The sequence below is a fragment of the Rhizorhapis sp. SPR117 genome, assembly GCF_021742065.1.
Window position 1 is genome coordinate 1 of the sequence record NZ_JAKKIE010000022.1, and the last position, 25,143, is coordinate 25,143.

At 56.7% G+C, this 25,143-nt stretch carries 18 protein-coding genes and 1 riboswitch; of the genes, 9 read left to right on the forward strand and 9 right to left on the reverse strand.

Going from position 1 to position 25,143, the window contains the following annotated elements:
* Window positions 1-89: 89 nt before the first annotated feature.
* From L3X40_RS10105 to L3X40_RS10135, 7 genes are all read right to left on the reverse strand, one after another.
* Window positions 90-659: a polysaccharide biosynthesis/export family protein gene (locus L3X40_RS10105; RefSeq protein ID WP_237365523.1), complete on the reverse strand. Its 570-nt coding sequence runs from the start codon at window positions 657-659 to the stop codon at window positions 90-92.
* A gap of 104 nt (window positions 660-763) precedes the next feature.
* Entirely contained in the window at window positions 764-2,134 is a 1,371-nt protein-coding gene (locus tag L3X40_RS10110) for a pectate lyase family protein (protein WP_237365524.1), read from the reverse strand.
* Window positions 2,131-3,414, reverse strand: a complete 1,284-nt coding sequence (locus L3X40_RS10115; protein ID WP_237365525.1) for an O-antigen ligase family protein — start codon at window positions 3,412-3,414, stop codon at window positions 2,131-2,133. The genes L3X40_RS10110 and L3X40_RS10115 overlap by 4 nt, the downstream gene beginning before the upstream one ends.
* A 149-nt stretch (window positions 3,415-3,563) precedes the next feature.
* Complete coding sequence (locus L3X40_RS10120) at window positions 3,564-4,742, reverse strand: glycosyltransferase (RefSeq protein ID WP_237365526.1); 1,179 nt, start codon at window positions 4,740-4,742, stop codon at window positions 3,564-3,566.
* A gap of 25 nt (window positions 4,743-4,767) precedes the next feature.
* Window positions 4,768-5,613, reverse strand: a complete 846-nt coding sequence (locus L3X40_RS10125) for a sulfotransferase (protein ID WP_237365527.1) — start codon at window positions 5,611-5,613, stop codon at window positions 4,768-4,770.
* Window positions 5,610-6,815 (reverse strand): DegT/DnrJ/EryC1/StrS family aminotransferase, encoded by a 1,206-nt coding sequence (locus L3X40_RS10130; RefSeq protein ID WP_237365528.1) that lies wholly within the window; start codon window positions 6,813-6,815, stop codon window positions 5,610-5,612. Before L3X40_RS10130 ends, L3X40_RS10125 begins: the two co-directional genes overlap by 4 nt.
* Before the next feature lie 14 nt (window positions 6,816-6,829).
* Window positions 6,830-8,890 carry a polysaccharide biosynthesis protein gene (locus tag L3X40_RS10135; RefSeq protein WP_237365529.1) on the reverse strand — a complete coding sequence of 687 codons (2,061 nt, stop codon included), beginning with the start codon at window positions 8,888-8,890 and terminating at the stop codon, window positions 6,830-6,832.
* Window positions 8,891-9,286: 396 nt separating this feature from the next.
* Here L3X40_RS10135 and L3X40_RS10140 point away from each other — a divergent pair, with 396 nt between their 5' ends.
* The 6 genes from L3X40_RS10140 to L3X40_RS10165 all read left to right on the forward strand — a co-directional run bounded on the left by L3X40_RS10140 (window position 9,287) and on the right by L3X40_RS10165 (window position 15,309).
* Window positions 9,287-10,480 carry a glycosyltransferase family 4 protein gene (locus L3X40_RS10140; protein WP_237365530.1) on the forward strand — a complete coding sequence of 398 codons (1,194 nt, stop codon included), beginning with the start codon at window positions 9,287-9,289 and terminating at the stop codon, window positions 10,478-10,480.
* Between the two features lie 21 nt (window positions 10,481-10,501).
* Complete coding sequence (locus L3X40_RS10145) at window positions 10,502-11,080, forward strand: sugar transferase (RefSeq protein WP_237365531.1); 579 nt, start codon at window positions 10,502-10,504, stop codon at window positions 11,078-11,080.
* Window positions 11,052-11,987: a formyltransferase family protein gene (locus tag L3X40_RS10150; RefSeq protein ID WP_237365532.1), complete on the forward strand. Its 936-nt coding sequence runs from the start codon at window positions 11,052-11,054 to the stop codon at window positions 11,985-11,987. The genes L3X40_RS10145 and L3X40_RS10150 overlap by 29 nt, the downstream gene beginning before the upstream one ends.
* Window positions 11,972-12,649 carry a PIG-L deacetylase family protein gene (locus L3X40_RS10155; protein WP_237365533.1) on the forward strand — a complete coding sequence of 226 codons (678 nt, stop codon included), beginning with the start codon at window positions 11,972-11,974 and terminating at the stop codon, window positions 12,647-12,649. Before L3X40_RS10150 ends, L3X40_RS10155 begins: the two co-directional genes overlap by 16 nt.
* Window positions 12,650-13,037: 388 nt before the next feature.
* A complete protein-coding gene (locus L3X40_RS10160; protein WP_237365534.1) occupies window positions 13,038-13,778 on the forward strand; it encodes a LuxR C-terminal-related transcriptional regulator in 741 nt (246 codons plus the stop codon).
* Between the two features lie 145 nt (window positions 13,779-13,923).
* Window positions 13,924-15,309: a lipopolysaccharide biosynthesis protein gene (locus L3X40_RS10165; protein ID WP_237365535.1), complete on the forward strand. Its 1,386-nt coding sequence runs from the start codon at window positions 13,924-13,926 to the stop codon at window positions 15,307-15,309.
* A gap of 10 nt (window positions 15,310-15,319) precedes the next feature.
* Here L3X40_RS10165 and L3X40_RS10170 read toward each other — a convergent pair whose 3' ends face one another.
* Together L3X40_RS10170 and L3X40_RS10175 are read right to left on the reverse strand one after the other, a co-directional pair.
* Complete coding sequence (locus tag L3X40_RS10170) at window positions 15,320-15,889, reverse strand: response regulator transcription factor (protein WP_237365536.1); 570 nt, start codon at window positions 15,887-15,889, stop codon at window positions 15,320-15,322.
* Between the two features lie 152 nt (window positions 15,890-16,041).
* Window positions 16,042-18,342, reverse strand: a complete 2,301-nt coding sequence (locus L3X40_RS10175; protein WP_237365537.1) for a GumC family protein — start codon at window positions 18,340-18,342, stop codon at window positions 16,042-16,044.
* 1,096 nt (window positions 18,343-19,438) lie between these two features.
* Between L3X40_RS10175 and L3X40_RS10180 the strand changes: the two genes are divergently transcribed.
* The 3 genes from L3X40_RS10180 to L3X40_RS10190 all read left to right on the forward strand — a co-directional run bounded on the left by L3X40_RS10180 (window position 19,439) and on the right by L3X40_RS10190 (window position 25,140).
* The gene (locus L3X40_RS10180; protein ID WP_237365538.1) at window positions 19,439-21,319 is read left to right on the forward strand and encodes an ABC-F family ATP-binding cassette domain-containing protein; all 1,881 of its coding nucleotides are present in this window, start codon (window positions 19,439-19,441) and stop codon (window positions 21,317-21,319) included.
* 52 nt (window positions 21,320-21,371) lie between these two features.
* Window positions 21,372-21,571, forward strand: a riboswitch (cobalamin riboswitch).
* Window positions 21,572-21,702: 131 nt separating this feature from the next.
* Complete coding sequence (locus tag L3X40_RS10185; RefSeq protein ID WP_237365539.1) at window positions 21,703-23,580, forward strand: TonB-dependent receptor plug domain-containing protein; 1,878 nt, start codon at window positions 21,703-21,705, stop codon at window positions 23,578-23,580.
* 90 nt (window positions 23,581-23,670) lie between these two features.
* Window positions 23,671-25,140 (forward strand): cobyric acid synthase, encoded by a 1,470-nt coding sequence (locus L3X40_RS10190; protein ID WP_237365540.1) that lies wholly within the window; start codon window positions 23,671-23,673, stop codon window positions 25,138-25,140.
* Window positions 25,141-25,143: the final 3 nt, after the last annotated feature.

Below are 25,143 nucleotides of genomic sequence, written 5' to 3' on the forward strand. Positions count from 1 at the left end.
ATCGCTTCAATCCGGCGAACCGCCAGATTTATCGCACGAGCTTGAATCCAATGAATATTAATTTTGAGTCGGACTCTAAGGTCATAATCCTAGAACCAGCCTTCCCTGACACGAATTGTATCCCCTGGTTGAATCGGGGTGTTTTCGGTTGCCCGTCCGGTGATACCACGGCCATCCACTTGACGGGTCACGATCATATTCGATTGATCTGCGCGAAAAGTATAGCCCCCTGCTGTTGAAATTGCCGTCAGCACCGACATTCCGGGCCGATAGGGATATTCACCGGGACTCTTGACCTCTCCCAAAATGTAGAAGGGCCGGTATTTGGTGACCTGCACATTGATGCTGGGCGACCGCAATATTTCTTTTTCATACAAGATCCTGGCGATTTCGCTCTGCAACTCTCCCACGGTCTTTCCCTTGGCGGGCACGTTGTCGATAAGCGGCAATGAGACGTAACCCGTGTCGCTGACCAGATAATCATTGGTCAGCGCATCCATGCCATATGCGGTGATTCGGACCTCGTCACCGGCATCCAGACGATATTGTCCAGTCTCCACGCTGGGCAGCGACGGCAGGTTGGCCCCGCCCATGCAGCCGGAAAGAAGCCATGCCGATGCGAGCATCAGTATCCCGCCAGTTCGTATCAACTTCTTCATGTCGATCCTCCCGATGATTGCCTGAACAACCTGCGATACTAGTCAGAAGTCGTAATCAGGACGTGAATAATTACAGTCAGGGGTCCAGTCAATTTCTGGACGCCTCAAGCGGTCGATACCCCCATTTTCAAACGCTGGAGGTAATCAAGAAACGTGTCGAAATTGCTGAGGCCATCGCCATTGGCATCCAGCCAGCTGTCTATTTTGTCCGGATCGGCTCCGTTTCTGATCTCCCATTCATCGTCCATTCCATCGCCATCGGCATCGGGATAGGGTGAGTCATATTCGTCGTCTTCTCCAACCTCGATCGTTCCCGGTGTCTTCTTGAGGCGTCCGGTGCGGGACTTCACCTCCGATACAATCCGAGTGTCGAATGCATCTCTCGGGAATACGCCTGCCGCGTCAAGGACCCTATCATAAGCTTCGGTCGCGGGTGCAGGTTTCACGGTCAGCGGACAGGGCGGTTGGGCGACCCGGACCTTATCCAGGTCTGCAGCGAAATGCTGAAACATTCCATCAAACTTGTTGTCATGGACATAAATTTGCGCCGGACCCGTCGATCCTATGGTTACATGGTCGATGCCAATGGCCTGCTCCCTCGTGTTTGGTCCGGCACGCAAGACATTGCCAACCACCGCCACTGGCGAACCGCCATAGCTTTCCCATATCTCGGTAAATTGTGACTGGGCGTTATAGAGTACATTGTTAATGACCTCCACACAGGATCCTGGCGGGAAATTGACGTCTGGATTACGGTCGCCATTGTGGGCGCATAGGTTGCCGATGAAACTGATATGCTGCGGTCCTTTAGGATCACTGCCCAACAGGGCGCATTTGTCGTGTTTGGGCATGCCTTCAGCGAACAACGACCAACTGATGGTGATATTGTCGTTATCGCCATAAGGATTGACCAGTTCATCCGCGGCCCAACTACCGCTCACATGATCCAGAATGACGTCATGACTGTCTTCTATGGTAAAGGCATCGCTGGCACGCTGGTCAAATCCCGGTCGATCGATCCGGACGCGAATATTCCGGATGATGACATCATGCGTTTTTTTGACAACGACTGGAGTAAACCCGTCTACGCCGCCCGAATGCGCCAATGTGATGCCCTCCCCCGGCGCCGTCTGTCCGGCGATGGTGAGATAAGGGTTGCGGATAACCGGCGGCTTTCCGGTGAAGCGGATAAGCCCGCCAACTCGGAAAATGCAGGTTCTGGGACCATGCGCTTCGACACAGGCGCGATAGGAGCCGGGTCCGCTATCATCCAGCGTGGTGACGAATAACATGCGGCCGCCGCGGCCGCCTTTGCTTGCCGCACCATAACCGATAGCGCCGGGAAACGCAGTCGAAGGCGGACCTGCAGCCCGTTCGAGCACATCCTTTCGGACCGGCTGCGCCGAACAACTCACAGTTTGCACCAGCAACACCATGGCCAGCATCTTCCAGCCGCGTATCGACCAGCCCATCATGGAACGATTGGTCTTGTCGCAGAATCGTCAGCATCCTCGACCGGTTGTGTCGCCGATACGGATGGACGCGTCAGGATCAAGCCGAGAGGCAACATCAATGGCACCATCCAGAACCGCCCAAACATGTGCGGACTGGCCATGGTATATGCCAGAAAGACAAAAATCACGCCGCAGCACACTGCGGCCTCTGCGGGATGTCTGCGCAGGACGGGCAAGGGCAAGACGATCAATATCAAAACCATCATGATCCAGCCTATCAGGGCGGGCAACCCACCCTCGTTCCATACCAGCAGATACATGTTGTGAACCGGCTGGCCGGATGGATGAATCTCGCGAAATCGGCTGACCCCAACACCTGTAAACGTCGTGTCGTCAGCCATCTTCCATGCGTCAGCCATCAATCTGGCGCGATCAGTGAACGTTCCAGCTTCATCAAGCTGCCCCGTTTCATATGCGCCCGCCACACGCTTTTGAAACACTTCAGGCATTTGGTATCCGCCCAGATACAGCGCAGTCACGACCATCACGACCACCGCCACGATCCGGGGAGACGGACGCGTGCGCGAAACGACAAGAAAAATCGTCATGGCACATAGTGCCGATGTAAAGCCGGTGAACGATGCGCTCAGCGTTAGCGCCCATAGCAGGATGATCATTGAGGGAACCGACACGATAAGCGGAAACAAATGAGTTCGTATGGCATAGGCAAGAATCGGCAACGTCGATGCGATCAGCAGGCCGTTCCAGTTGGATTCACCCGCGAAGCTCCCCAACCGTCCATTTCCAGCCATGAACTCCGGACCCCACAGAGCATTGGCGTCGGTAAAACTCAGCGAGTAGACTGTGATCACGCCGACCACTTCGATCAGTGTGACCGACACAATGAAGACCTTGATCAGGGAAATGATGCGCTGACGGTCCTGCCCCATGATGACTATCGGCAACAACATATAGCTGAACAGATATTGGGACGCGACAATCACCCAGCGATCAAGGGCATTATGCATCAGGCTGCTGAAAAACAGGCCTGATATGAATAATGCCAATCCGCCAAACCAGAACGGACTCAGTTCTCGGAATGGCGACAGGTTGATGCGGCCGATAGCGATAAACATGATCGCCGCCAGCGCGAATAATATATCGCTGTATGAAAGATTCTGGCTGGCCACCCGCAAGACATGAAAGCTCGACAGGCATACCGCCAATGTCAGCACCATGACCGCCACCCGATTGATCGCGGACCGGTATGGCGCATCCCGATAACCGGGCGTCATAGACATGGTTGGAGAATTTCTTGCCATCATGAAGCCTGCTTTGAAACGCCAATCACCAGAAAGCCAAGACGGGTTACCGTCCAGTTTCCGTAGCGACCGGGATGTAGCTTAGTGGATCTGCGCCAGGATGAAGCCCTCCCAAACAGGGATAGACTTTAAATCCTGCCGCTATACTTTTGATGGATACCCCTATCCGGAATGGGTAGCGGCCTGACTGTTTGGAACGACCCTGCACAAGCAGGCTTAGGGCCAATATCGGCATAGAGTTTCAAATGCGCTCTGGCGCAGTTTTCCAGCGTGAAAGCGCCCGACTTCTCGCTCGAAGCCAAGGACATGGACACATAACGGGCTTCGTCCTCCAACACTGACAGCACCGCCTGTGATAATGCTTCAGGGTCTCCCGCCGGTGTCAGCAAGCCGTTGACGTTCGGTTCGACCAGTTCGGAGTTGCCTCCAACGTCGGTCGCTACAATTGGAAGAGCAGACATCACCGCTTCGATGAGCGCGATGGGCAGGCCTTCGAATTCAGAACTGTTCACCATAAGATCGGACTGGCGCATCAATTCCGGCACGTCGCTTCGGGTTCCGAGTAATTCGACACTCTCGGCAAGCTGCAATTCGTCCACCAAGGCTTGCAGTCTATCCATCAGGGAACCACCGCCTGCTATGCGCAATAGCGGCCTTCGCCCCGTGGCATTCAATTTTCGAACGACAGGTGAAAACGCCCGGATCAAAGTACCATAATCCTTTTGCGGCGTTAGGGCGCCGGCAGCAAAAATAACTGGATCGCGGGCCAGCTTGACGCGTGGCGCGGCGACCGAAAAATCGGCGGGAACACCGTTACGAATAAGGATAATGGGCTTGCGCACTGCCCCCTCAAGCAAGTCATGGCACGCCCCTCCGATCGCAATGTAGCGGTCTACCACCCGGTCGAAGGCCCTGAACAGCCATAACGGAAAATTGCACCGGATATTATGGTGGGTATAAACAGTGGGCCGCCGCACACCCGCCAGCAGCAACATCAGCAGCGCCTGCGCCGTATGAACATGGATTATGTCGGGGTCGATATCGCTGATGGATTTGCGCATGGCTATCGCGCCTGCCAACAGGTTACGCCGGTTAACCAGTTCAAGGGAGCGCGCTTCGCCACCACTTGATCTGATTCTCTGCTTGAGTGCCTCCTCATATGCTTCGGAATTGCCCACCGCCGCAGCATCGCACAGGGCAAGCATGGTCGAACCATGTCCGGCCTTCACAAACGCGCTGGTCAGATTGGCGGCGAGAACCTCTGCCCCGCCCGCCGCAAAAGACGTTATGATCGAACAGATACGCACAATTTTTGCCTCGATCCGCCCGCCATCATGCCGCCCGCCGCGCCGCCGGAAGCCAGTGCCGCAGGTCCCTGCCGATCAACGAAGCAAGCCGTTCGACATCGCCTGCGTAAAATTCTTCCATATAGGCCCGCGTCGATGCTGAAAGCGGCGGATAGCGGACAGGTTGTGCAATTGTGCGGCGCGCCGCTTCAAACAACGCATGGCCGCGCAAAGGCCTGACCGCGCCCTTTAATGGGCCAAGCAGTTTACGCATGGGCAGCGGCAACAGATGCGCAGACCCGTCGTTTATCCGCTCATGCTCCAGTTCCTGCGCAAAGTGGAATGGCGCACCGATATGGTCGCAGACCTCTTGCATGACCCATGCGGGCCTTTCGCGCACATCCTCGTAAAGCAGGACCTTGATCTGTTCGCGTGGGAAATGATCGAACCAGCGCCGAAGATGCTGATAATAAAGGCCATCGTCCAGAAAGCGCGGCAGAGTGGTCGTGGAGCGAATGAGATAGTCCTCCGGGCCGCCTGTGATGGTGCCGCGACGATACAACATTCGATAGTCGGAATAGGCCCGGTCGACGGGATTACGCAGTTGCACGACAAGGGCGATGTCGGGAACTGCCTCCGCGATGCGCCGGGCCGCATCGGGATGCGCAAGGTAATCCGCCGATTTTTCTCCTGGCAGTTGCCCAGGTGCAGCATCGCGGAAGAACTGGCCATACCAGTCGAAACCGCGATCATATTCGCTACTGAAGAAATGGGGCTCTGGGTCCGGCAGAAACACTGCCGGATTGTGTTGCAATTGATAACTGAGCCAGGTCGTCGCCCCCTTGACCGCGCCAAAGATGATGAACTTCGGAAGGGTTGTATCGTCACTCATGCTGCCCGTGCCTGCTGGCTCCAGTTTGAAAAGATCGACCGCAGTGCTTCGCCCAACCGACGCATATCCGCATCGCCGAGCGTGTGGTCGACTGGAAGCATCAGGCTGGTCTCGCCCAATGCCTTTGCAATTGGCAGTTGTCGGGCCGGACGGGCGGACGTGTTGCTGAATGCCTCCTCCCGATAGATTTCAGGGCAGGAACCGCTGGCACAAGGTAAACCCAACGTCGCCATTTCAGCGATCATATCATCCCGGTTGCGACCCGAGGGCAGGTGGTGTGGTTCGATGAAGGCATAATATTTGTAGCGGGCATGGCCAATATGATCCGGCGGCACGGCCAGTCGCACCATCGCTTCTCCTGAAAGCAGGGTGTCGAGTACATTGGCATTGCGCTGCCGTCGCACAAGCCAACCCGGCAATTTCCGAAGCTGCACGAGACCGATCGCCGCCTGCATTTCCGTCATGCGGTAATTGCTGCCAAAGCCGTCATGAATCCAGCGGAAGCTATTGCCCGGTGATGGATTGAGCACCTTGTGCGGATTCTTGCCATGGTCTTTCCATGACCATGCCCGTTCCCAGACGGTCCGGTCGCGCAACAGCAGCATGCCGCCCTCGCCACCAGTCGACATGATTTTGTCCGTACAAAAGGAAAAAGCGGCAGCATCGCCGAACGATCCCACCATACGTCCCCGGTACAGCGCTCCATGGGCCTGTGCGCAATCTTCGATCAGAAAGAGGTTGTGCTGCTCACAAACCTTCAGGAGCGCATCCATGTCGCAGGGCCATCCTGCCAGATGGACGCATAGTATAGCCCGCGTGCGCGACGTAATTCTGGCCCGGACGGAGTCGACCGCAATAGCCTGACTAACGGGATCTACGTCAGCAAAGACGGGCGTCGCGCCTACCGCGGCAACACAGCTTGCCGATGCGAAAAAGCTGCGCGCCGGCACAATCACTTCATCGCCCGGCCCAACGCCCAGCGCCCGCAACGCCAGTTCCAGCGCCAGCGTGCCATTGGCCAGCGCTATGGCATGGGGCACACCGCAAAAATCAGCAAAGGCCGCCTCGAACGCACGGCAACGATCGCCATGGACCAGCGCATTGACCCGTCCACTGCGCAGCACATCGGTGACGGCTGCGATTTCATCGTCTTCATATCGCGGCCAGCGCGACCGGGCCTCCCCGGCCTCACCTTCGGTCATGATTTGGCCGCCAGTCACTGTACCGCACCTTGAAAATGGCCCGACGAGCCCGATCTGGAATTGAATGCCTGCTTGATCGCCGAAATCGTCGCCGTGTGGGTGGACTCGTCCAGTTGCCCAAAAACCTGATCGTTCACCTGATCCAGGATGGCGCGTGACAGAGAACATATCGCTTCGTCGTTACCTGTCCGTGCAAGGGCGTCGAGCTGGTTGAACATCTCGTTCAATGTGGCAAGCGGCACCGGATTGGACCGCGCCTCGAAAATGCCGGGTAGCGCGGAAGGTAGCTGTTCCTCGCTCTGGTCGAACAGCTCCTCATAAAGCTTTTCGCCCGGACGCAGGCCAACAACCCTGATTTCGACGTCGATATCGGGTTCCAGCCCAGCCAGCCGGATCATCCGTTTGGCGATATCCATGATTTTGATCGGTTTGCCCATGTCCAGCACGAAAATGCGTCCGTGATCGACGCCCCCCCGCAAGGCGCGCGTGCTGCTTTGCAGGATAAGCTGCACGGCTTCCTGCACGGTCATGAAGTAGCGTTCAATATCGGGGTGGGTAACGGTGAGCGGTCCATGACGGCTTAACTGCCGCTGGAACAGGGGGATCAACGATCCGCTGGAGCCGAGTACATTGCCGAAACGCACCGTCATGAAACGTGCGCTTCCCGCCTCGCCCGCACCTTCAAGGTCAAGCGCCTGGGCATACAGCTCCCCCAGCCGCTTGGTCGTACCCATCATGCCAACGGGGTTAACCGCCTTGTCAGTTGATACCTGAACCATGGCGCGCGCACCATATTTCCGCACCGCATCGGCGACATTGCGCGTGCCAAGCACATTGGTCTGAACGCCGGCGCAGGGGTTGCCCTCCACCAATGGCACATGCTTGAGCGCAGCAGCATGGAACACCAGTTCAGGCCGGTGCTGTGCGAACAATTGCATGATTCGATCGCGCTGGCGAATACAGCAAAGCTCGGCAATGATCGAAATGTCGGGAAATTTCTCCCGAATTTCCATGTCGATGGCGTAAAGATTATATTCGGCATGATCGATCAAAACAATTTCATCAGGCCCAAAGGCGGCAAGCTGTCGAACCAGTTCGCTGCCGATCGTGCCGCCTGCGCCTGTCACCATGATTCGGCAACCATAGACAGTTTCCCGAACGATGGTCTTGTCGAGCTTTAATTCCTGCCGGTCCAGCAGGTCGGTCAAATTCAGGAACTGAAGATCGATCTTGCCCTTTCGCTGATGCTGAAGCCCCGCTGGATCAGGCGCGCGCGCCACGTCCAGTCCAAGTTGCTCCGCCTTGTTGACCAGCTTCACCATTTGCGGCCCGATGAGCATTGGGTCATTCTGATTGACGATCAGGCAATTGGGGCGGCGCCCTTGCTGATCGAGCATATCGACGATGTCTTCGAGCAATTCCGGCGAACCGAGCATCGGTACGCCACGCAGCCGCAGATTGGCATCGCGCCCGTCATGGGTCATGATGCCAATTATACTCATGTCGGCACTCGCATCCCGCTGCAGCGCGCCAATCAGCATATTGGCCCAGTCGGGATCACCGAGCAACAACGCCCGGCGAAGTCCTGCGGGGGCTGCTTTGCCAACAGGTAATATTTTGCCGCGCTTGCTGAACCGTGTTCTTGCCTCCCGGCTCACACGGCGGACGACGCGCATGCCGCCCAGAAGCACGATCAGCACGAACCACTGAATGACTGGTATAGAGGCCGGAAGCCAGGGCGCCCCGTCTATCAGCAACAACGTACCGAACGACATGGCAACCGCCAATGTTGCCGCCTCGGTCAGGAAAAACAGATCGCCGATGGACACATAGCGCCAGGCACGATGGTATAGTCCGGTCACATAAAAGGCGATCACTGACAATATAATGACCGTCGGCACTACGACCGGAAGCGCCTCGTTCAGCGCTGGAGGCAACGCACCCTGCAGGCGAAGATCAAAAGCCAGGAAAAAGGAAAGAGCAACCGCGCCCGCATCGAGCGAAATGATTCCGGCAAACCGTACAAGGCGCATAAGAGCGACTTTCCGGGCTGTCATCTCTGTCCGTTGGAGCATATTTTCCTCCTTGGGGGGCCTACCCGCGAAATTGAACAGGCGCCTTGCACCGACACACCGCAGCAGTTGGATTCACAGGATGTTTACGACAATGAAAGGAAGGCGTGACTTGCCCAAACAGCCACTATACCGAAGCCCCGTTTCGGCTCGCATGGCTATTCCAAATGATCCTTTGAGCATCGCTTGAAGCGATTCTTGGTCAACCCGCAGTGGAAATGATGCCCAGATGAGGAAATCCTGGACCGTGGCACTGCCCCTGCGCCCGCCACATGGCGGACAGACAAGCCGGATCACCACAAAGTATAGTGCCCTTATGCGCCAATGCCGCCACCGACTGGTCACACTAGACTTCATAAACAGGGACGGCCTGTCACGGCCATAGGGAGCCTGGCCGCAATGAAGATACTGATCCTTTCAAGTCTTGCCTATTCGCTCACTAATTTCCGTGGTCGCCTGCTATTTGCGATGTCCAGCGCCGGACATGAGGTGATCGCGTGCGCACCGGATGAAGATAGGGAGGTCAAGACCGCACTCGCCACAATGGGCATTGGCTTTCGTTGCACGCCCATGGGCCGCACCAGTTCCAACCCTTTCGGTGATCTGCGTACATTATGGGCCTATGTCCGGCTTATCCGGCAGGAACGGCCTGATGTCGTGCTCGCCTATACGCAAAAGCCGATCATCTATGGCGGGCTTGCCGCACGCCTGTGTGGCGTGAAGGGATTTCATGTCCTGATGAGTGGTCTTGGCTATGTGTTCGGCCCGGAGGCGGAACATCGTCGCCTGCTGCGCGCCATCGTCCGCAGGCTCTATCGCGCGGGTGTGCGTCGAGCAAAGACGATTTTCGTCTTTAACGGTGACGATCGCAACGAAATGATCCGGCAAGGCATAATCCATCATGACCAGCATGTCGTCCAGGTGCCGGGATCGGGCGTCGACATAGACTATTATGCGCACCAGCCGATGCCAGCCGGGCCGCCATGCTTCCTGATGATCGCCCGCTTGATGCGGGACAAGGGCGTGATGGAATATGTCGATGCCGCCCGGAAACTTAAGCAACGCTATCCCGAAACGCGTTTTCACCTGCTCGGGCGGATCGATACGGACAATCCGACAGGCTTTACGCCGGCACAGATCAATGGGTGGGCACGCGAGGGCATTGTCGAATATCACGAGGAGACCCGCGACGTCCGTCCTTTCCTGGCCATGTCTCACATATTCGTCCTGCCGTCCTATTATCGCGAGGGTTTACCCCGCACACTACTGGAAGCGCTGGCGACTGGCCGCCCGATCATTACAACAGACATGCCCGGCTGCCGTGAGCCAGTCATCGAAGGATATAACGGTTTTCTGGTTCCGCCGCGCAATTCCGGCGCACTGGCCAGCATGATGGAGCGGTTCCTCAGTGACCCGTCCCTGGCACCGGCTATGAGCGCGCGAGCGCGTCAGACAGCGGTAACGCATTATGACGTGGAAAAGGTCAATGCCTTGTTGCTCGACAGCATGCAGCTTGGCCCGGCACATCACCAGCGAGCACCCGTGCAGCCGCTTGGTACGCCACGCACCATCACTTCGACCGGACGGTTTTGAACGATGCGGCGCGGGATAGATATGCTTCTGGCCACCATTGCACTTGTGCTGCTTGCACCAGTGTTGCTGTTCTTCACCGTCGCGGTCGTCACTGCGATGGGAAGGCCTGTATTCTTTCGCCAAACCCGTGCGGGTCGGGGGGGCGTTTCATTCACGCTCGTCAAATTTCGCTCGATGCGCGAAACATGCGACGCCGCGGGAAAACTTCTTCCCGACGACAAGCGCATCACGGTCCTTGGCCGCCTGCTACGTCGCTCGCGGCTCGATGAGTTACCCGAGCTATGGAATATCATAAGAGGCGATATGGCCTTTATCGGTCCTCGTCCGCTGTTACCCGAAACAGTCGCGGCCATGGCTGAGGATGGCATCAAACGCGGCAAACTGCGACCCGGCCTGACCGGTTGGGCACAGGTCAACGGCAACAGTCTGCTTACCCCGGCCGATAAGCTGGCGCTCGACCTGTGGTATGTGGACCAGCGCAGCCTCGCAATCGACCTGAACATTTTGTTTCGCACGCTGGGCGTCATGATCGCGGGCGAACGGATTAACCCCATCAGTCTGGAGAAGGCCTATGCGTGCCATCGTCATAGGTGCGGTTGAAAGCAGCCTGGTCGCGCTGGAGGCGATTGCACGGACACCGGGTTGGTCCCTGCCGCTGGTGATCAGCCTTCCCCGCGATCTTGAAACGCGACACAGCGATTTTGTGGATTTGTCTGGTCCCGCCCGCGATGCCGGGGCGGAGTTTTTTATGACAAGCAACATCAATCGGCCCGAAACGCTGGATATCATCCGGGCGACGGATGCGGATTATGTGTTCGTTATTGGCTGGTCCCAGATTTGCGGGGCCGATTTTCTGGTGGCCACGGGCGACCGGCTTATCGGCTATCATCCCGCCCCCCTGCCCCGCATGCGCGGGCGCGGTGTCATTCCCTGGACGATCCTCGCCAACGAACCCATTACTGCCGGCACATTGTTCTGGATCGACGAAGGCGTGGATAGCGGTCCCATATTGGAACAGGTATTTTTTCACGTCAGTGCCGATGAAACCGCCGCCAGCCTTTATGCGCGCCATGTCGCCGTGCTGTCAGGCATGATGGATCGCGCCCTTGCTTCATTGGCGTCCGGTTCTCCGCCGCGCCTGCCTCAAGATGCGCGCTACGCAACATGGGCGGCGAGGCGCCGGCCAGAGGATGGCATTATCGACTGGACACAATCGGCCGCCGACATATGCCTATTGATTCGCGCAGTAGGGAAGCCTTATCCCGGCGCACGCAGCCATATTGCGGAGAAGCAGATGATCCTCTGGCATGCAGAGCCATGGGCTGGGGCTGAACAGCATTTGGCACTGCCCGGACAGGTGATTGAGCGTGACGACAGCAGCTTTGTGATTGCCTGCGGCGGTAAGACTGCGCTGCGCGTCATTGAATGGGATTATGACGGGGGCCGAATTCCGGCCATGCATGCCCGACTGGGTATCGGAAAGGAGCCGACATGCTCAGCACGATAAAGCGGGCGCTGGTCATTGCGCCACATCCTGATGATGAAGTCCTGGGCTGTGGCGGCACGATTAGCCGCCTGACCGACGGCGGAGCTCAAGTGGACGTGTGTATCGTGACACGTGCAGGAACCGACCGCTTCGCTCCAGGCGCCGCAGAAAAAAGCGTTGAAGAAGCCCATTCCGCTCATGCCGAACTGGGCGTCACTGGCTCCCATTTCCTGAAACTCCCTGCCGCTGAACTTGACCGGATAGCCCACGCCGACATGAATGCAGCATTCTGCAATCTTGTTTCAACCCTGAAACCTGACACGCTGTTCGTACCCTTTATCGGCGATGTCCACCTCGATCATCAATTGAGCTTCCTCTCGGCGATGGTCGCGGCACGGCCACGCGGACCAGATGCGCCTCAACGCATCTTTGCCTATGAAACCCTTTCCGAAACCAATTGGTATGCGCCTGGTGTGACGGCGGCATTCATCCCCAATGTCTTTGTCGATATCAGCGCTCATATCACACGCAAGATTCAAGCCTTCCGCTGTTACGCTTCACAAGTCAGGCCATTTCCGGATGAACGATCAATAAAGGCCATTGAGGCCCTGGCAACAATGCGCGGCGCCACCGTGTACCGCCAGGCCGCTGAGGCATTCATCGCTATCCGCCAAATTGAATGAATCTCGTGAGTATTAGAGAATCGACTCCAAGGCAAAAACCCGATTCCCCCGCCGGGCCGTACTACAAAAAAGTCGGGGACTTACACCATTAGTTGTATTTCTAACGTTATTGGCCAAAATTACCTGCCGCCTAAGATATTGATAGAAAAGAATATAGCATCAACAAATCCGTGCTCTGTACCAGAATGAGGCACGCCTTTATGGTTAAGCCGTTTGAATGTGCAAAAAGGGTAAAAAATGTTATAACCATAGCTTCCGGGTAACAACATCAACCCGGTCCATAATGGTTTCGGTAGTTGAATCCAGCAAAGTCGCTCAGCGGCTGGCAGGTAAATATTAGTCAAATCGGGTCGTCGCAACGCAACTCATCCACATGAAGGGGGAAGCTGTGAATCACGACATCCAAATCTCATTGCTTGGCAGAAACGAAATTGTACGCGAGGGTTTGAGACGCATCCTGATTGAAGAGCGTTTTCGCATATTATCCTCCGTCGATGACTCATGTCACCTGTCCGACCTGCCAACAGACCCGATGGGCAATGGTAGCCACATCATCATCATCGATACTGGCCCGGATAATTTCGGACTGGAGCAATGCCGCGAATTGCGACAACGTTTTCCTGATTCCTACATCGTTTTGCTCGCCGACAGCTTCAAATATGAAGAAGTGGCGGAAGCTTTTCGTTCAGGCGTCGATGGTTATATCGTCAAGGAAATTTCCTGTGATCCGCTGATCAGTTCGCTGCATCTGGTGTCGCTGGGAGAAAAGGTAATGCCATCACAGCTCGCCGGGGCTTTCGCCAATGGCGGCGCCACTTTCAAACGGAGCGACTGGCGGGCCAGCATCACGGACATCAATCTGTCGGAGCGCGAGGTCGAAATCCTGCGGTCATTGATTCTTGGTTATGCAAACAAGGTCATTTCGCGACGGCTTGAAATCAGTGAAGCCACAGTCAAGGTGCATGTGAAGGCGATACTCCGTAAATTGCGGGTATCCAACAGAACACAAGCCGCCATCTGGGCGGTGAAACATGGTCTTGAAGCGCATCTGGCAGCACAACCCAAAGACAAAACCATTCTCAATGATGATGATGGCGTTCGTCCGATCCTTACGGAGTGCGCCGCCTGATAATCAAAGCATGCGCAGACGAAGCAGTTGTGCGACCAGCCGCCATAAAGGTTGGTCGCCGCGCAGCGAGCGCGCTCCTCCGCGTGGACCGGACGACTGACGGATCTGCCTGCTATGGCAGGTCACAGCAACCAATTGGTGCGCCATGATGAATTTATTTGGCATGGAGCGGACAAGGGTTGGCCGTCACCTGATGTCAGCATCGCGCGATTCTGCCTTACATCTCCGTTTAATCAACATCGGCCACTTGCTCTCGGGTAATTTCCTGTCGGCATTTATTGCGTTGCTCAGCGTTGGCGTTGCGGCGCGGGCGCTGGGACCAGCCTCATATGGCATATTGACTCTGGTGATCAGCTATACCCGGCTGATCGAGCGGATCGTACGCTTCGAATCCTGGCAGCCGCTCATCAAATATGCCGCAGATCTGACAGGAGATAATGACAAGGAAGATCTGCGCAACCTTTATGCCTTCGGTTTGGCGCTGGACGTTTCGGCCGCGCTGGCAGCCGCTGTTTCGGCCGCGCTGCTGGCGGTGGTGGCGGGAGCCCTGTTCGGATTGAAGGCCGATTATATAGGGCTTGTTTTCATCTACTGTATCGCACTGGCCCTCAACATCACCGGCATGCCAGCCGCCGTACTGCGTCTTGCCGGGCGATTCCGCACCATCGCCTATACCCAGATCCTCGCCAATCTGATCCGCATCCCGCTATGCCTGGCTGGATTATGGTGGGGCGGTGACCTGCTTTACTTCGTCATTGTGTGGAGCGGCGCCCAAATTTTCGGCGTTGCCTTGTTCTTCATACTGGCCATGTTGGAACTGCGGCAACAGGGCATCCATAACCTGTTTCGTGCGCGCCTCCGCGGCATCGGCAAGAGATTTCCCGGAATCATGGGCTTCGCCTGGTCATCAAATCTTTCGATGACGCTGCGTGCCAGTGCTCAGGAATTCGATGTGTTGCTGGTAGGCGCCTTGGCCAGTCCTGCAGCGGCTGGCCTTTATTACATTGCCAAACGGATCGCCAAAGCAGCACAGCAATTAGGTGCGCAAGTGCAAACGGTGCTTTATCCCGACGTGGCCCGTCTGTGGGCCAAAAATGCATACAGGGCATTTCGCAAGGCAGTCTTGCAGGTACAACTCTTTTTGGCGTTGTTCGGCATATGTACGCTTATCGCGCTGGCACTGTTCGGCCACTGGCTGATCCGCATAGGCCTTGGCGAAGCCTACATGGCTGTGTGGCCGTTGCTCATGGTGCAACTCATTGCCGTCATTTTCACATTACACAGTGCGCCTTCACGTTCAGCGCTACTCGCCATGGGACGCCAGCATCAGGTGCTCCAGATCGTATTGGCCGGCACATTCGTCTTTCATGCTTCGGCTTTGCTGCTTATCCCCTCGATCGGCGCCATGGGAGCCAACATCGCCCATGTGCTTTTGGCGAGCATTTGCGCTGTTGCCATGGATTATGTCTGGCTGCTTGAAATTTCACGGCGCCAGCGTGCGCGTTCAAACCAACCTGCGAAGGTTGGCTAGCCTGACCCTATTACCTGTCCCGAAAGAAATGCGCCACGATCTGGGTGCGGTTCAACATTCCGGTTCTCTCCATGATCGCACGGATGTGTACCTTGACCGTGCTTTCGCTGATGGTAAGATTACCCGCAATTGCCTTGTTGGACAGGCCTTGGGCCAGCAGCAGCAGGACGTCCCGCTGCCGCGGTGTCAAGATGCCCTCGTGGACCCCTGCCTCATGCTCGTGGATTTGGGGCGACGTGGCTGGCTTGATATGTTTCCGCAGGTCGGTCAGAATCTCCCGGGGATAGACTATCATGCCTTCGCGCATGAGTTGCATGGCTCTTATAGTCGGAATGAGGCCAAGGTTCCCGGTTATATAGGCACCAACGCCTTGCTCGAATGCGGCGAGCATCTGATCGACATGTTCCGATCCGGAAAGAAGCATTATGCCCGTAGCCGGAAAGGCACGGATCACCGTTTGTAATTGAGCGCTGAATTCGGCTGATCCGAGATCCTGACCCGCGGCCTGCAGGATAATGACATCGGGCGGCCCGTCATCGAACCGTGCATACGCCAATTCCTTGCTATGCTGGCAGGCCATTATGGAAATATCTTTATTTTCGCTGAAACCGGCAACCAGACAGCTTCGACTGAGCGGCGAAGGATCGATGAGAAGAACCCGTAAAGCTTTCTCTCCCCCTCTCGCGGAATCATTTCCCGTGACGACTTCAGATACCTCCGTTCCAAAGATTGTCACTGTGGTCGCCTCTTCCGGATCATGGACCAGAGCCATGCCTTTCCAGCCTCTTTCCACCTGGTTATCCATTGATATTTGGCCGGGATCTCACCACGATAATAGACAGCAGCCTGCGTATAATATTCGATAGCGTCTCCATAGCCCCGGCGGGCATGTTCAACATAATCGACTTTGTTGAAGACAACGCCAGCCACATCATATTCTAGAATTTCCAACGCTGCCCGCGCTTGATCTATGGTGGTCCGGCCCCAATCAACGACCATCAATGCCGTGTCCGATATTCCCGAAATGCTGCGGGCATCGCAAACAGCCAGCGTTGCGGGCGAATTGACCACGATAAGGTCAAAGTGCTGGCGCAATTCATCGAATAACTGCTGCAACCGCGACATCGAAATCAACGATGCGGGATCGTCCACTGGGCCATGGGCGCTCAGCACGAACGGTTTGATGTTACGCTTGCCTTTGCCAGATGTCTCACTGTCATCATAAGCATGGGGCAACAACCGCCCGAAAGGCATGTCACTTTGCAAATATTCGACCAGGTCCGGACCATCCATCTGTTTCTGGATTTCCTGCAGCAAGCCGTCCCGCCGCAAATCAAGATCAATGATTACGGCGCGCTGACCTTTGGCTGCGGCTGCGGCGGTCAGGCTGAGCGCGACAGTTGACTTGCCGTCACCGGGCAGTGGCGATGTCACGACCACGACTTGCGCGCCCTCCCCCTTCCATCGCCGGGCAGTTTCGAAATACAGCGTTCTCGCCACTTCCGCGAAAAGCGAACGGGGGTCGCTGATGACCGGGCTCGCGTCCGGCGTCATGGTGATATTGGCGATGCGTGGGATCATTGCCAGCGTCGGGAGGCCGAAATGCCGCCGGATCTGTTTCCCTGAACGCAGCTTGTTGTCAAACATCTCGATAGAGAAGGCGATCAGGAAAGACAGAAAGAGAGAGCCTGAAAAGGCGGTTGCAAGAGTCTTTGTCGGCGTCGGGCTGACCGGCTCCGTAGGCAGCGGCGCCCGCGAGAGCAACGAAGACATCACGCCCGTTCCGGCAAGCGCCGCCGTTTCCGTTTTCAATCGCGAAACAAGCGATAGATAAAGTTCACGTGTCGTTTCGGCCTCGCGTTCCAAAGACATCAAGGTCACATTATCTTTGTTGTTTTGATATGCCTTGCTAGTGAGGCTGCCCAGAAAGCCACGTAACTGCGCTTCCCTGGCAGCGGCACCGGAAGCCTCGCTGTTCGCACGGGTCGCTTCTGCCGCAGCCTCTGTCGCTGCAGCTTGACTGACTCTGATGCGCTCCTTGGACATATTTGCCTGCATCTCGGAAAGTTGTGCGTCGACATTCGCTACATCAGGATGCCCCGAGCCATAGAAGGACGTAAGTTTCGCCTTTTCGCGCAGCAAATCGTCATATTGCCGCTGCTGCTGCTGTAAAAGGGCTGACGTCGCAGTGGCGGCGCTTTGCATCGCAGCTGCCCGGCTCACACCTGCCGATCGGGCGGTCAGTTCGGCCCGAACGCTTCCTGCAGACGCGGCCTCTGCGGCAACACGATTAATCTGCGCAAGATCATCGACTCCGGCCGATCCGGCCAACATCTGATGGCTGCTGCGGAAATCGGAAACCGCTTTCTCGGCCGTTGCCAGCTCCGATTTTACCCGATCAACTTCAGTACCTATTGCAGCGACCAGGTTGCGTTGTTTTTTGCGCTTCTCCACCGAGCGCGTGTCCTGCAGTGTATCGACATATTGGTTGGCAATCCGCGCAGCCAATGCTGGCGAAGGCGACCGGACGGTGATGTCTATGAACTCGGCGCGTGGCGCACGCGTGACGATCACCATGTCACGCATTTTATCAACCGCATCGGCAAGGCTTCGATCGCTTGGTTTCTCCGTACGAGGCAACAACTGATCGGGCGGCATGAATTCGGGATCGCTCAGCAGAAACAGGTCCTTGATCACAGCCTCCGCCATGACACGGGAAGCGTAAAGTCTGGCTTCCGTTTCCATCCGGGCTTCATTCTGCGCGGCATTTTCCAACTGACTATCGCCCGAGCCGCTTATTAACTCGACCCGGACGGTCGCTGTCGCCTGATAGATCGGTGTCGCCGTAAACACTGCCAGGGCAGTGACGAACATGACGCAACCGACCATCGCCAGAATCAGTATCCGATGCCGACGAAGAATACAGAGCAATTGCCGAGCACTCATATAATGCAGTTCGGAATGGTCTGAATCAGGTGACGGACGCGTCTGTTGCGCGGGATATGCCTGCACGTTGCTTTGGACAGCATTCATTGACGAATTTCCACTTCCATCCGGGCGTGTGAACCTGAGGCACCCCGTAGACCGGAGCCTGTTGGCTTGACGGTCGCGCACCACCCCTAGTTTGGTGGTGATCTTCCCGTTTTCCGGGTGCAGGAGCAAAAGATATTGGGGTGCAACACACAGGGCATAGTGGCTAACCCATAGGGACTAGTATCGTAGGCGCCCGGTGTGAAAACCGGCAGTGGAAGCTGAAAAGCAGGAATTTTACCCGGCAAAGGTGCAGGCACGAACCGGCATTCTTGTCAGAAAGCACGGCACCGGACGCGATGCAGGGGGTTCCGATTTCATCCAAGTCGAAACCACCCCGCTATCGCTGTAGCGAATGGCTAAACCGGTATGACAGGATTAACTGGCGCGACCATAGCGGACAGATCCGGCCTTGGACACAGGGCCGAGCCAGGAAACAAGCATGTTCAGTGCACGGTTGCAGCGAACAAAGGACAAGGATGCATGATAGACTGGTTGTCTGCACTCCCTCTCAAACGAGACAGGCGCGGTACTCAGGACCGGTCCGCCTTCACAGTCCGCCCCCGAACCGTACATATATTCCGTTGCCATGTTCAAACAGGCTTGCTGAACCAACTCAGCAATCCCTACATCGTCACTAACAAAGTGATCGGCATCGCGTGTTTTATTTTTTTTATGCACGGTCATTATTTGCCGATCTGTCCCCCTCCTCTTTTGACGCATCTCTATTCTCCACTTGTTGCAACCCTAAAGTTAATCGCAATTTTATTGTCTATTTCACTATGTTACCGGCTATTTTATATCTACCGACAGGCGGTCTAGTGGATCAACTCATCTAATTCCCGCCCTTTAAACCCTATAAGCTGATCCTGTCAGCAAGCTCAATACGCCTTGGCCAATTCTTACGGGGTAAGCCAACAATAGGGTACTTCAGACCTTTGCAGTATTCGATCATATCTATCCGTAACCTGCTTTTATTACGACGTTATATAGTCACGCTCGTGGCCCCTGGGAGCATCGATCGATACAAATTTGAAGCTGTACGGAAAATAACGGAACCCCCCTGACCTTATCCATTCGAATATGCTATCGGCGCGCCATGCTGAATTTGAATGGTATCACAGTTCGCTTGGGCGGACGCACTATCCTTGATCGCGCGACTGCCGCCCTGCCCCCGCGCAGCCGTGTTGGCCTGATCGGTCGTAACGGGGCTGGCAAATCGACTCTGATGAAGGTGATGATCGGCCTTCTCGATCCTGACGAGGGCGATACGGAGATGCCGCGCGGCACGAAAATCGGCTATATCGCACAAGAAGCACCGAGCGGTAATGCAACTCCGTTTGAAACCGTATTGGCCGCCGATACCGAGCGCGCGGCGCTGCTCGATGAAAGCGAGCATTGCCATGATCCGGATCGATTGGGCGAGATTCACGAACGATTGAACGCCATCGACGCCTATAGCGCTCCGGCACGGGCTGCTCGCATTCTCGTCGGCCTGGGCTTTGACGATGAAATGCAAGGTCGTCCGCTCGACAGCTATTCGGGTGGGTGGAAAATGCGCGTTGCCCTTGCCGCGCTGTTGTTTTCGGGGCCTGATCTGCTGCTGCTCGACGAACCTTCAAATCACCTCGATCTGGAAGCGACGCTATGGCTGGAGAGTTTCCTCAAAAATTATCGCGCGACTATTGTCATCATCAGTCATGAGCGCGACCTTCTGAACAATGTCGTCAATCATATCCTGCATCTGGAACAGGGCAAGGTTACGCTTTATCCGGGCGGTTATGACGCCTTTGAGCGACAGCGTTCCGAACGGTTGGCGCAACTGGAGGCAGCCCGCGAACGGCAGTCGGCCGAACGGGCAAAGTTGCAGGATTTCGTCGCTCGCAACAGTGCGCGGGCCAGTACCGCCAAACAGGCCCAATCGCGAGCCAAGGCATTGGCAAAGATGCAGCCTATTGCTGCCGCGCTGGAGGACCCAAGCCTGTCCTTCGTGTTTCCCAGTCCACCGGAAATGCGCCCGCCGCTCATTACCATCGACATGGCTTCGGTCGGCTATGATGAGCGGCCGATCCTGCAAAGGCTGAATCTGCGTATTGATCCCGATGATCGGATCGCATTGCTTGGCCGCAACGGCAATGGCAAGACGACGCTTGCCCGTCTGATCGCGGCGCAACTTGCCCCGATGGACGGTGCGGTCAACGCTTCGGCCAAGATGAAGGTAGGCTATTTCACCCAATATCAGGTCGAGGAACTGGAAACCGACGCCACCCCGCTTGAACATATGACACGGCAGATGAAAGGCATGACGCCCGGTGCGGTGCGTGCCCAACTTGGCCGCTTCGGCTTTTCCGGCGACCGGGCTATCCAAAAAGTCGGCAGCCTGTCAGGCGGCGAGCGAGCGCGGCTTGCTCTCGCGCTGATCACCCGCGACGCGCCCAATCTGTTGATCCTGGACGAACCGACCAATCACCTTGATGTCGATTCCCGTGAAGCGCTGGTGCAGGCGCTCAATGCCTATTCGGGCGCTGTAGTCGTCGTCAGCCATGATCGGCATATGATCGAACTGGTCGCCGATCGACTGGTTCTGGTCGATGGTGGCACGGCTACCGAATATAACGGCAGCCTTGCCGACTATACCGATCTGGTGCTGGGCAAGGGCGGCAACCAGGGCAGCGGCGGCGATGCGCCCAGCAAGCAGGACCGCAAGGCCGAAAAGCGTGCAGCAGCCCAGGAACGTGAACGCAACAAGGCGTTGCGCGATGCAGTGACCATCGCGGAAAAGGAAATGGCGGCCTTGACCGCGCACCGTTCCCGGATCGAACGGGCCATGTTCGATCCGTCCCTGGCCGACCCCCAGGAAAAGAATTGCACCATGTCAGAACTCATGAAACGTCGCGCCGATGTCGAGCGCGAGCTTGAAACAGCCGAGGCGCGCTGGCTGCAGGCGTCCGAGGCACTGGAGACCACCATAGCGGCGTAGAGCATCTGACTGCCTCTTTATCTTTCACTTGCTCTCTTTGCTGCATCGCACTATCAACCGCGCCGCGACAGGTTCCCGGAGATGGGATGAAAAGGGAACCCGGAAGTGGACATCATGTTCACAAGCCGGGGCTGCCCCCGCAACTGTAATCGGTGAGTCCGCTCCCCAAATGCCACTGGATCTGATCCGGGAAGGCGGGGAAACAGATAATGACCCGAGAGCCAGGAGACCTGCCTGACGCAGTCGTTCTTTCGTGCGGACGGGGTGTGCCGGGCGATCGAGGATTTCCTCGCGTGACGACGTTCGTTGGGTCGTGCGCGGGGAATCGATTTTCGTGCATAGCAAGCCTTCGTGCGGCCCTTTTTGTTGAAAAAGGGGGAAATATGCGCCTTTCAAAATATCTGATACTTGCCGCCACGGTCCTGACACCTGTTGCCGCTCATGCGGACGATGGTGACCAGATCGTCGTTACCGCAACCCGCGATGCGCGGCCTCTGTCGCAAATCGGCCAGTCCATTACGGTCGTCACGGAAGACAATATCATCATGCAGCAATCGGTTGCGGTGGTTGACCTGCTCGCCAAAGTGCCCGGCGTCAGCTTTACCCGCAATGGCGGTATTGGCGGCTTCTCCTCCATCTTTATCCGGGGTGCCGATAGCGAACAGACGGCGGCCCTGATAGACGGTGTCAAAATCAACGACCCAGCTTCACCGGGCGGCGGCTTCGACTTTGGCAACCTGCTGACCGGCAACATAGCCCGGATCGAGGTCGTGCGCGGGTCGCAATCGGTTCTGTGGGGTAGCCAGGCAATTGGCGGCGTCGTCAACATGATTACAAAAGAACCGAGTGACGAACTGGCCGCCAATGCCCGCGCCGAATATGGCTATCGCGATACAGCCCAGCTTGTGGGAAATGTTTCGGGCAAGTTTGGCCCTGTGGCCGGAAGCATCGGTGCCGGCTATTTCCGCACCGACGGGATTTCCAGTTTCGCCGGTGGCACCGAACAGGACGGTTATCGCAATTTTGGCGCGAATGCCAAATTCACGGTCACCTTGTCCGATGCATTGTCGGTGGACCTGCGCGGCTGGTATTCGGACGGCAAAAATGACCTCGATGGCTTTCCCGCGCCGTTCTACAGCTTTGCCGACACGAATGAATATTCGAAAACCAAGCAGTTCGTCGGCTATTCAGGCGTTAACCTGTCGCTCTTTGGGGGAGCTTTCCGCAATCGCTTTGCCTTTGCCTATACCGATGTGAAGCGCGCCAACTATGATCCGGACAGCAGTTCGGACGCAAATTTTACCGCCAAGGGAGAAAATGAGCGCTTCGAATATCAAGGCATAGCCGACATCAGTGACCGCGTGCAGGCAGTCTTTGGCGCGGAAACGGAAACATCCCGTTTCCGCACGGCTTCTTTCGGATTTCCGAGCAATGCTCGTACTAACATCGACAGCTTTTATGGACAGCTGAGCATGACGCCAATCAACGGCTTTACAGCAACTGCCGGCGTCCGCCGCGACGATCATCAGCGGTTCGGGGGTGAAACCACTTTCGCCGCGAATGCCGTCTACAGCCCTAACAGCGGCACGACAACGATACGTGCCAGCTATGGCGAAGGTTTCAAGGCGCCTTCGCTTTATCAACTTTTTGGCGATTACGGCAATGAGACGCTTACGCCCGAGACATCAAAAAGCTGGGACGCTGGCGTCACGCAGAAACTGCTCAATGGCGCAATCGAGCTGGCCGCGACATGGTTCCATAGAAACAGCCGTAACCAGATCGATTTCGTCTCCTGTTTTGGTAGTACGGACCTTATTTGCGACAATCGCCCTTTTGGCACCTATGATAATATCCGCCGCACCCGTGCAAAGGGTATTGAGATCGACCTTGCGCTCAACCCGGTGGAAGCCCTGCATATCGATGCAAACTATACCTGGATGGAAACCAAAAACCGCGATACCGGGCTGGATCTGGCGCGACGGCCACGGCACAGCCTCAACGCTTCGGTCGATTATCGCTGGCCCTTTGGCTTGTCGACCGGCGCCACCGTGACCCATGCCGGATCGCGGTTCGACAATGCCAGCAACAGCCGCATCTTACAGGGCTATGTCTTGGTCGATCTACGCGCCAGTATCCCGGTCAGGCCCAATGTTGAATTCTATGGCCGCGTCGAAAATCTGTTCGATGAACGTTATGCGACAGTGTTCAACTATGGCACTTCGGGTCGTGCGGCCTATGCAGGCGTGCGGTTGCGCTATTAAGCTATGAGCGCCGCCGCTCTCGGTTCTTTTTCGCAACTGTGGCGATAGAACGGTAGCGGCGGCGCACATATTGGTGACGGGAGTGCGGCCATGGGCGCCGTGATGTTGCAGGGCACGGGATCGGATGTTGGCAAGTCCGTGCTGGTGGCAGGGCTTTGCCGCCTGCTCGCCAATCGCGGTCTCAAGGTGCTGCCTTTCAAACCGCAGAACATGTCGAATAACGCCGCCGTCACGCCCGAAGGCGGCGAAATTGGCCGGGCGCAGGCTTTGCAGGCGCTTGCCTGTCGCGTACCGCCGCATGTCGATATGAATCCGGTACTTTTAAAGCCGCAGTCTGACCGCGTGGCCCAACTCATTGTCCATGGCCACATGCAGGGCCAGTCGGACTCTGAATATTACCGCAGCCATAAAGGCGAATTGCTGGATACGGTGCTTGGCTCCTACCAGCGCCTGCGCGCCGACGCGGACATCGTGATTGTCGAGGGCGCAGGCAGCCCGGCGGAAATCAACCTGCGCGAAGGCGACATCGCCAATATGGGTTTTGCGAGGGCCGCTGGCGTGCCGGTTGTGCTGGTCGGCGATATCGATCGGGGCGGCGTGATCGCTTCGATCGTTGGCACCCATATAGTGATCGATCCAGAAGACGCTGCAATGATTCGCGCTTTCCTGATCAACAAATTCCGCGGCGACGTGCGGTTGTTCGACGCAGGATATGACGCCATAGCAGAGCGCACCGGCTGGGAAGGTCTGGGTGTCGTGCCATGGATCGCCGCCGCCCGGAAATTGCCCGCCGAAGACGCTGTGGCGCTCGATCATTTGACGCACGGCAGCAGCGCCAGTGTGGAAATTGCCGTCCCCATGCTGTCGCGCATCGCCAATTTCGATGACTTCGATCCACTGGCACAGGAACCATCGGTGCGCCTGACGATGGTGCCGCCAGGTCAACCGATCCCGGCCAGCGCCGGACTGATCATCCTGCCGGGCACCAAGGCGACCATTGCCGATCTTGCCTTCCTTCGTGCCCAGGGCTGGGATGTGGACATTGCCGCGCATGTTCGTCGCGGCGGACATATACTAGGCATTTGCGGGGGATATCAGATGCTTGGACGGACTATTTCAGACCCTGAGGGAATAGAAGGCGGTTCGGGCAGCGTAACCGGTCTCGGTTATTTGCCGGTGGATACCGTGCTGGGCGGACACAAGATGTTGGCCAGCGTGGAAGGAACGGATATTCCTGCGGGACAGGCCTTTCACGGCTATGAAATGCATGTCGGGGTAACCACATCTGCAACTGCGCCACTGCTGCGGTTCAGCGATGGGCGCACCGATGGCGCAACCAGCCCCGATGGACGGATCGCCGGATGCTATGTCCATGGTCTGTTCGCATCTTCGGAACAGCGCAAGATGTGGCTTGGCAAACTTGGCGCTGCCTCCAATGGCCTCGACCATGCGATCATTGTGGATGCGGCTCTGGACGAGCTCGCGGCTGAATTGGACAAGGTTGTCGATATCGCCAGACTGTTATCCATCGCGCGGGAGGCACGACCTTGCCGAATGTAAAGC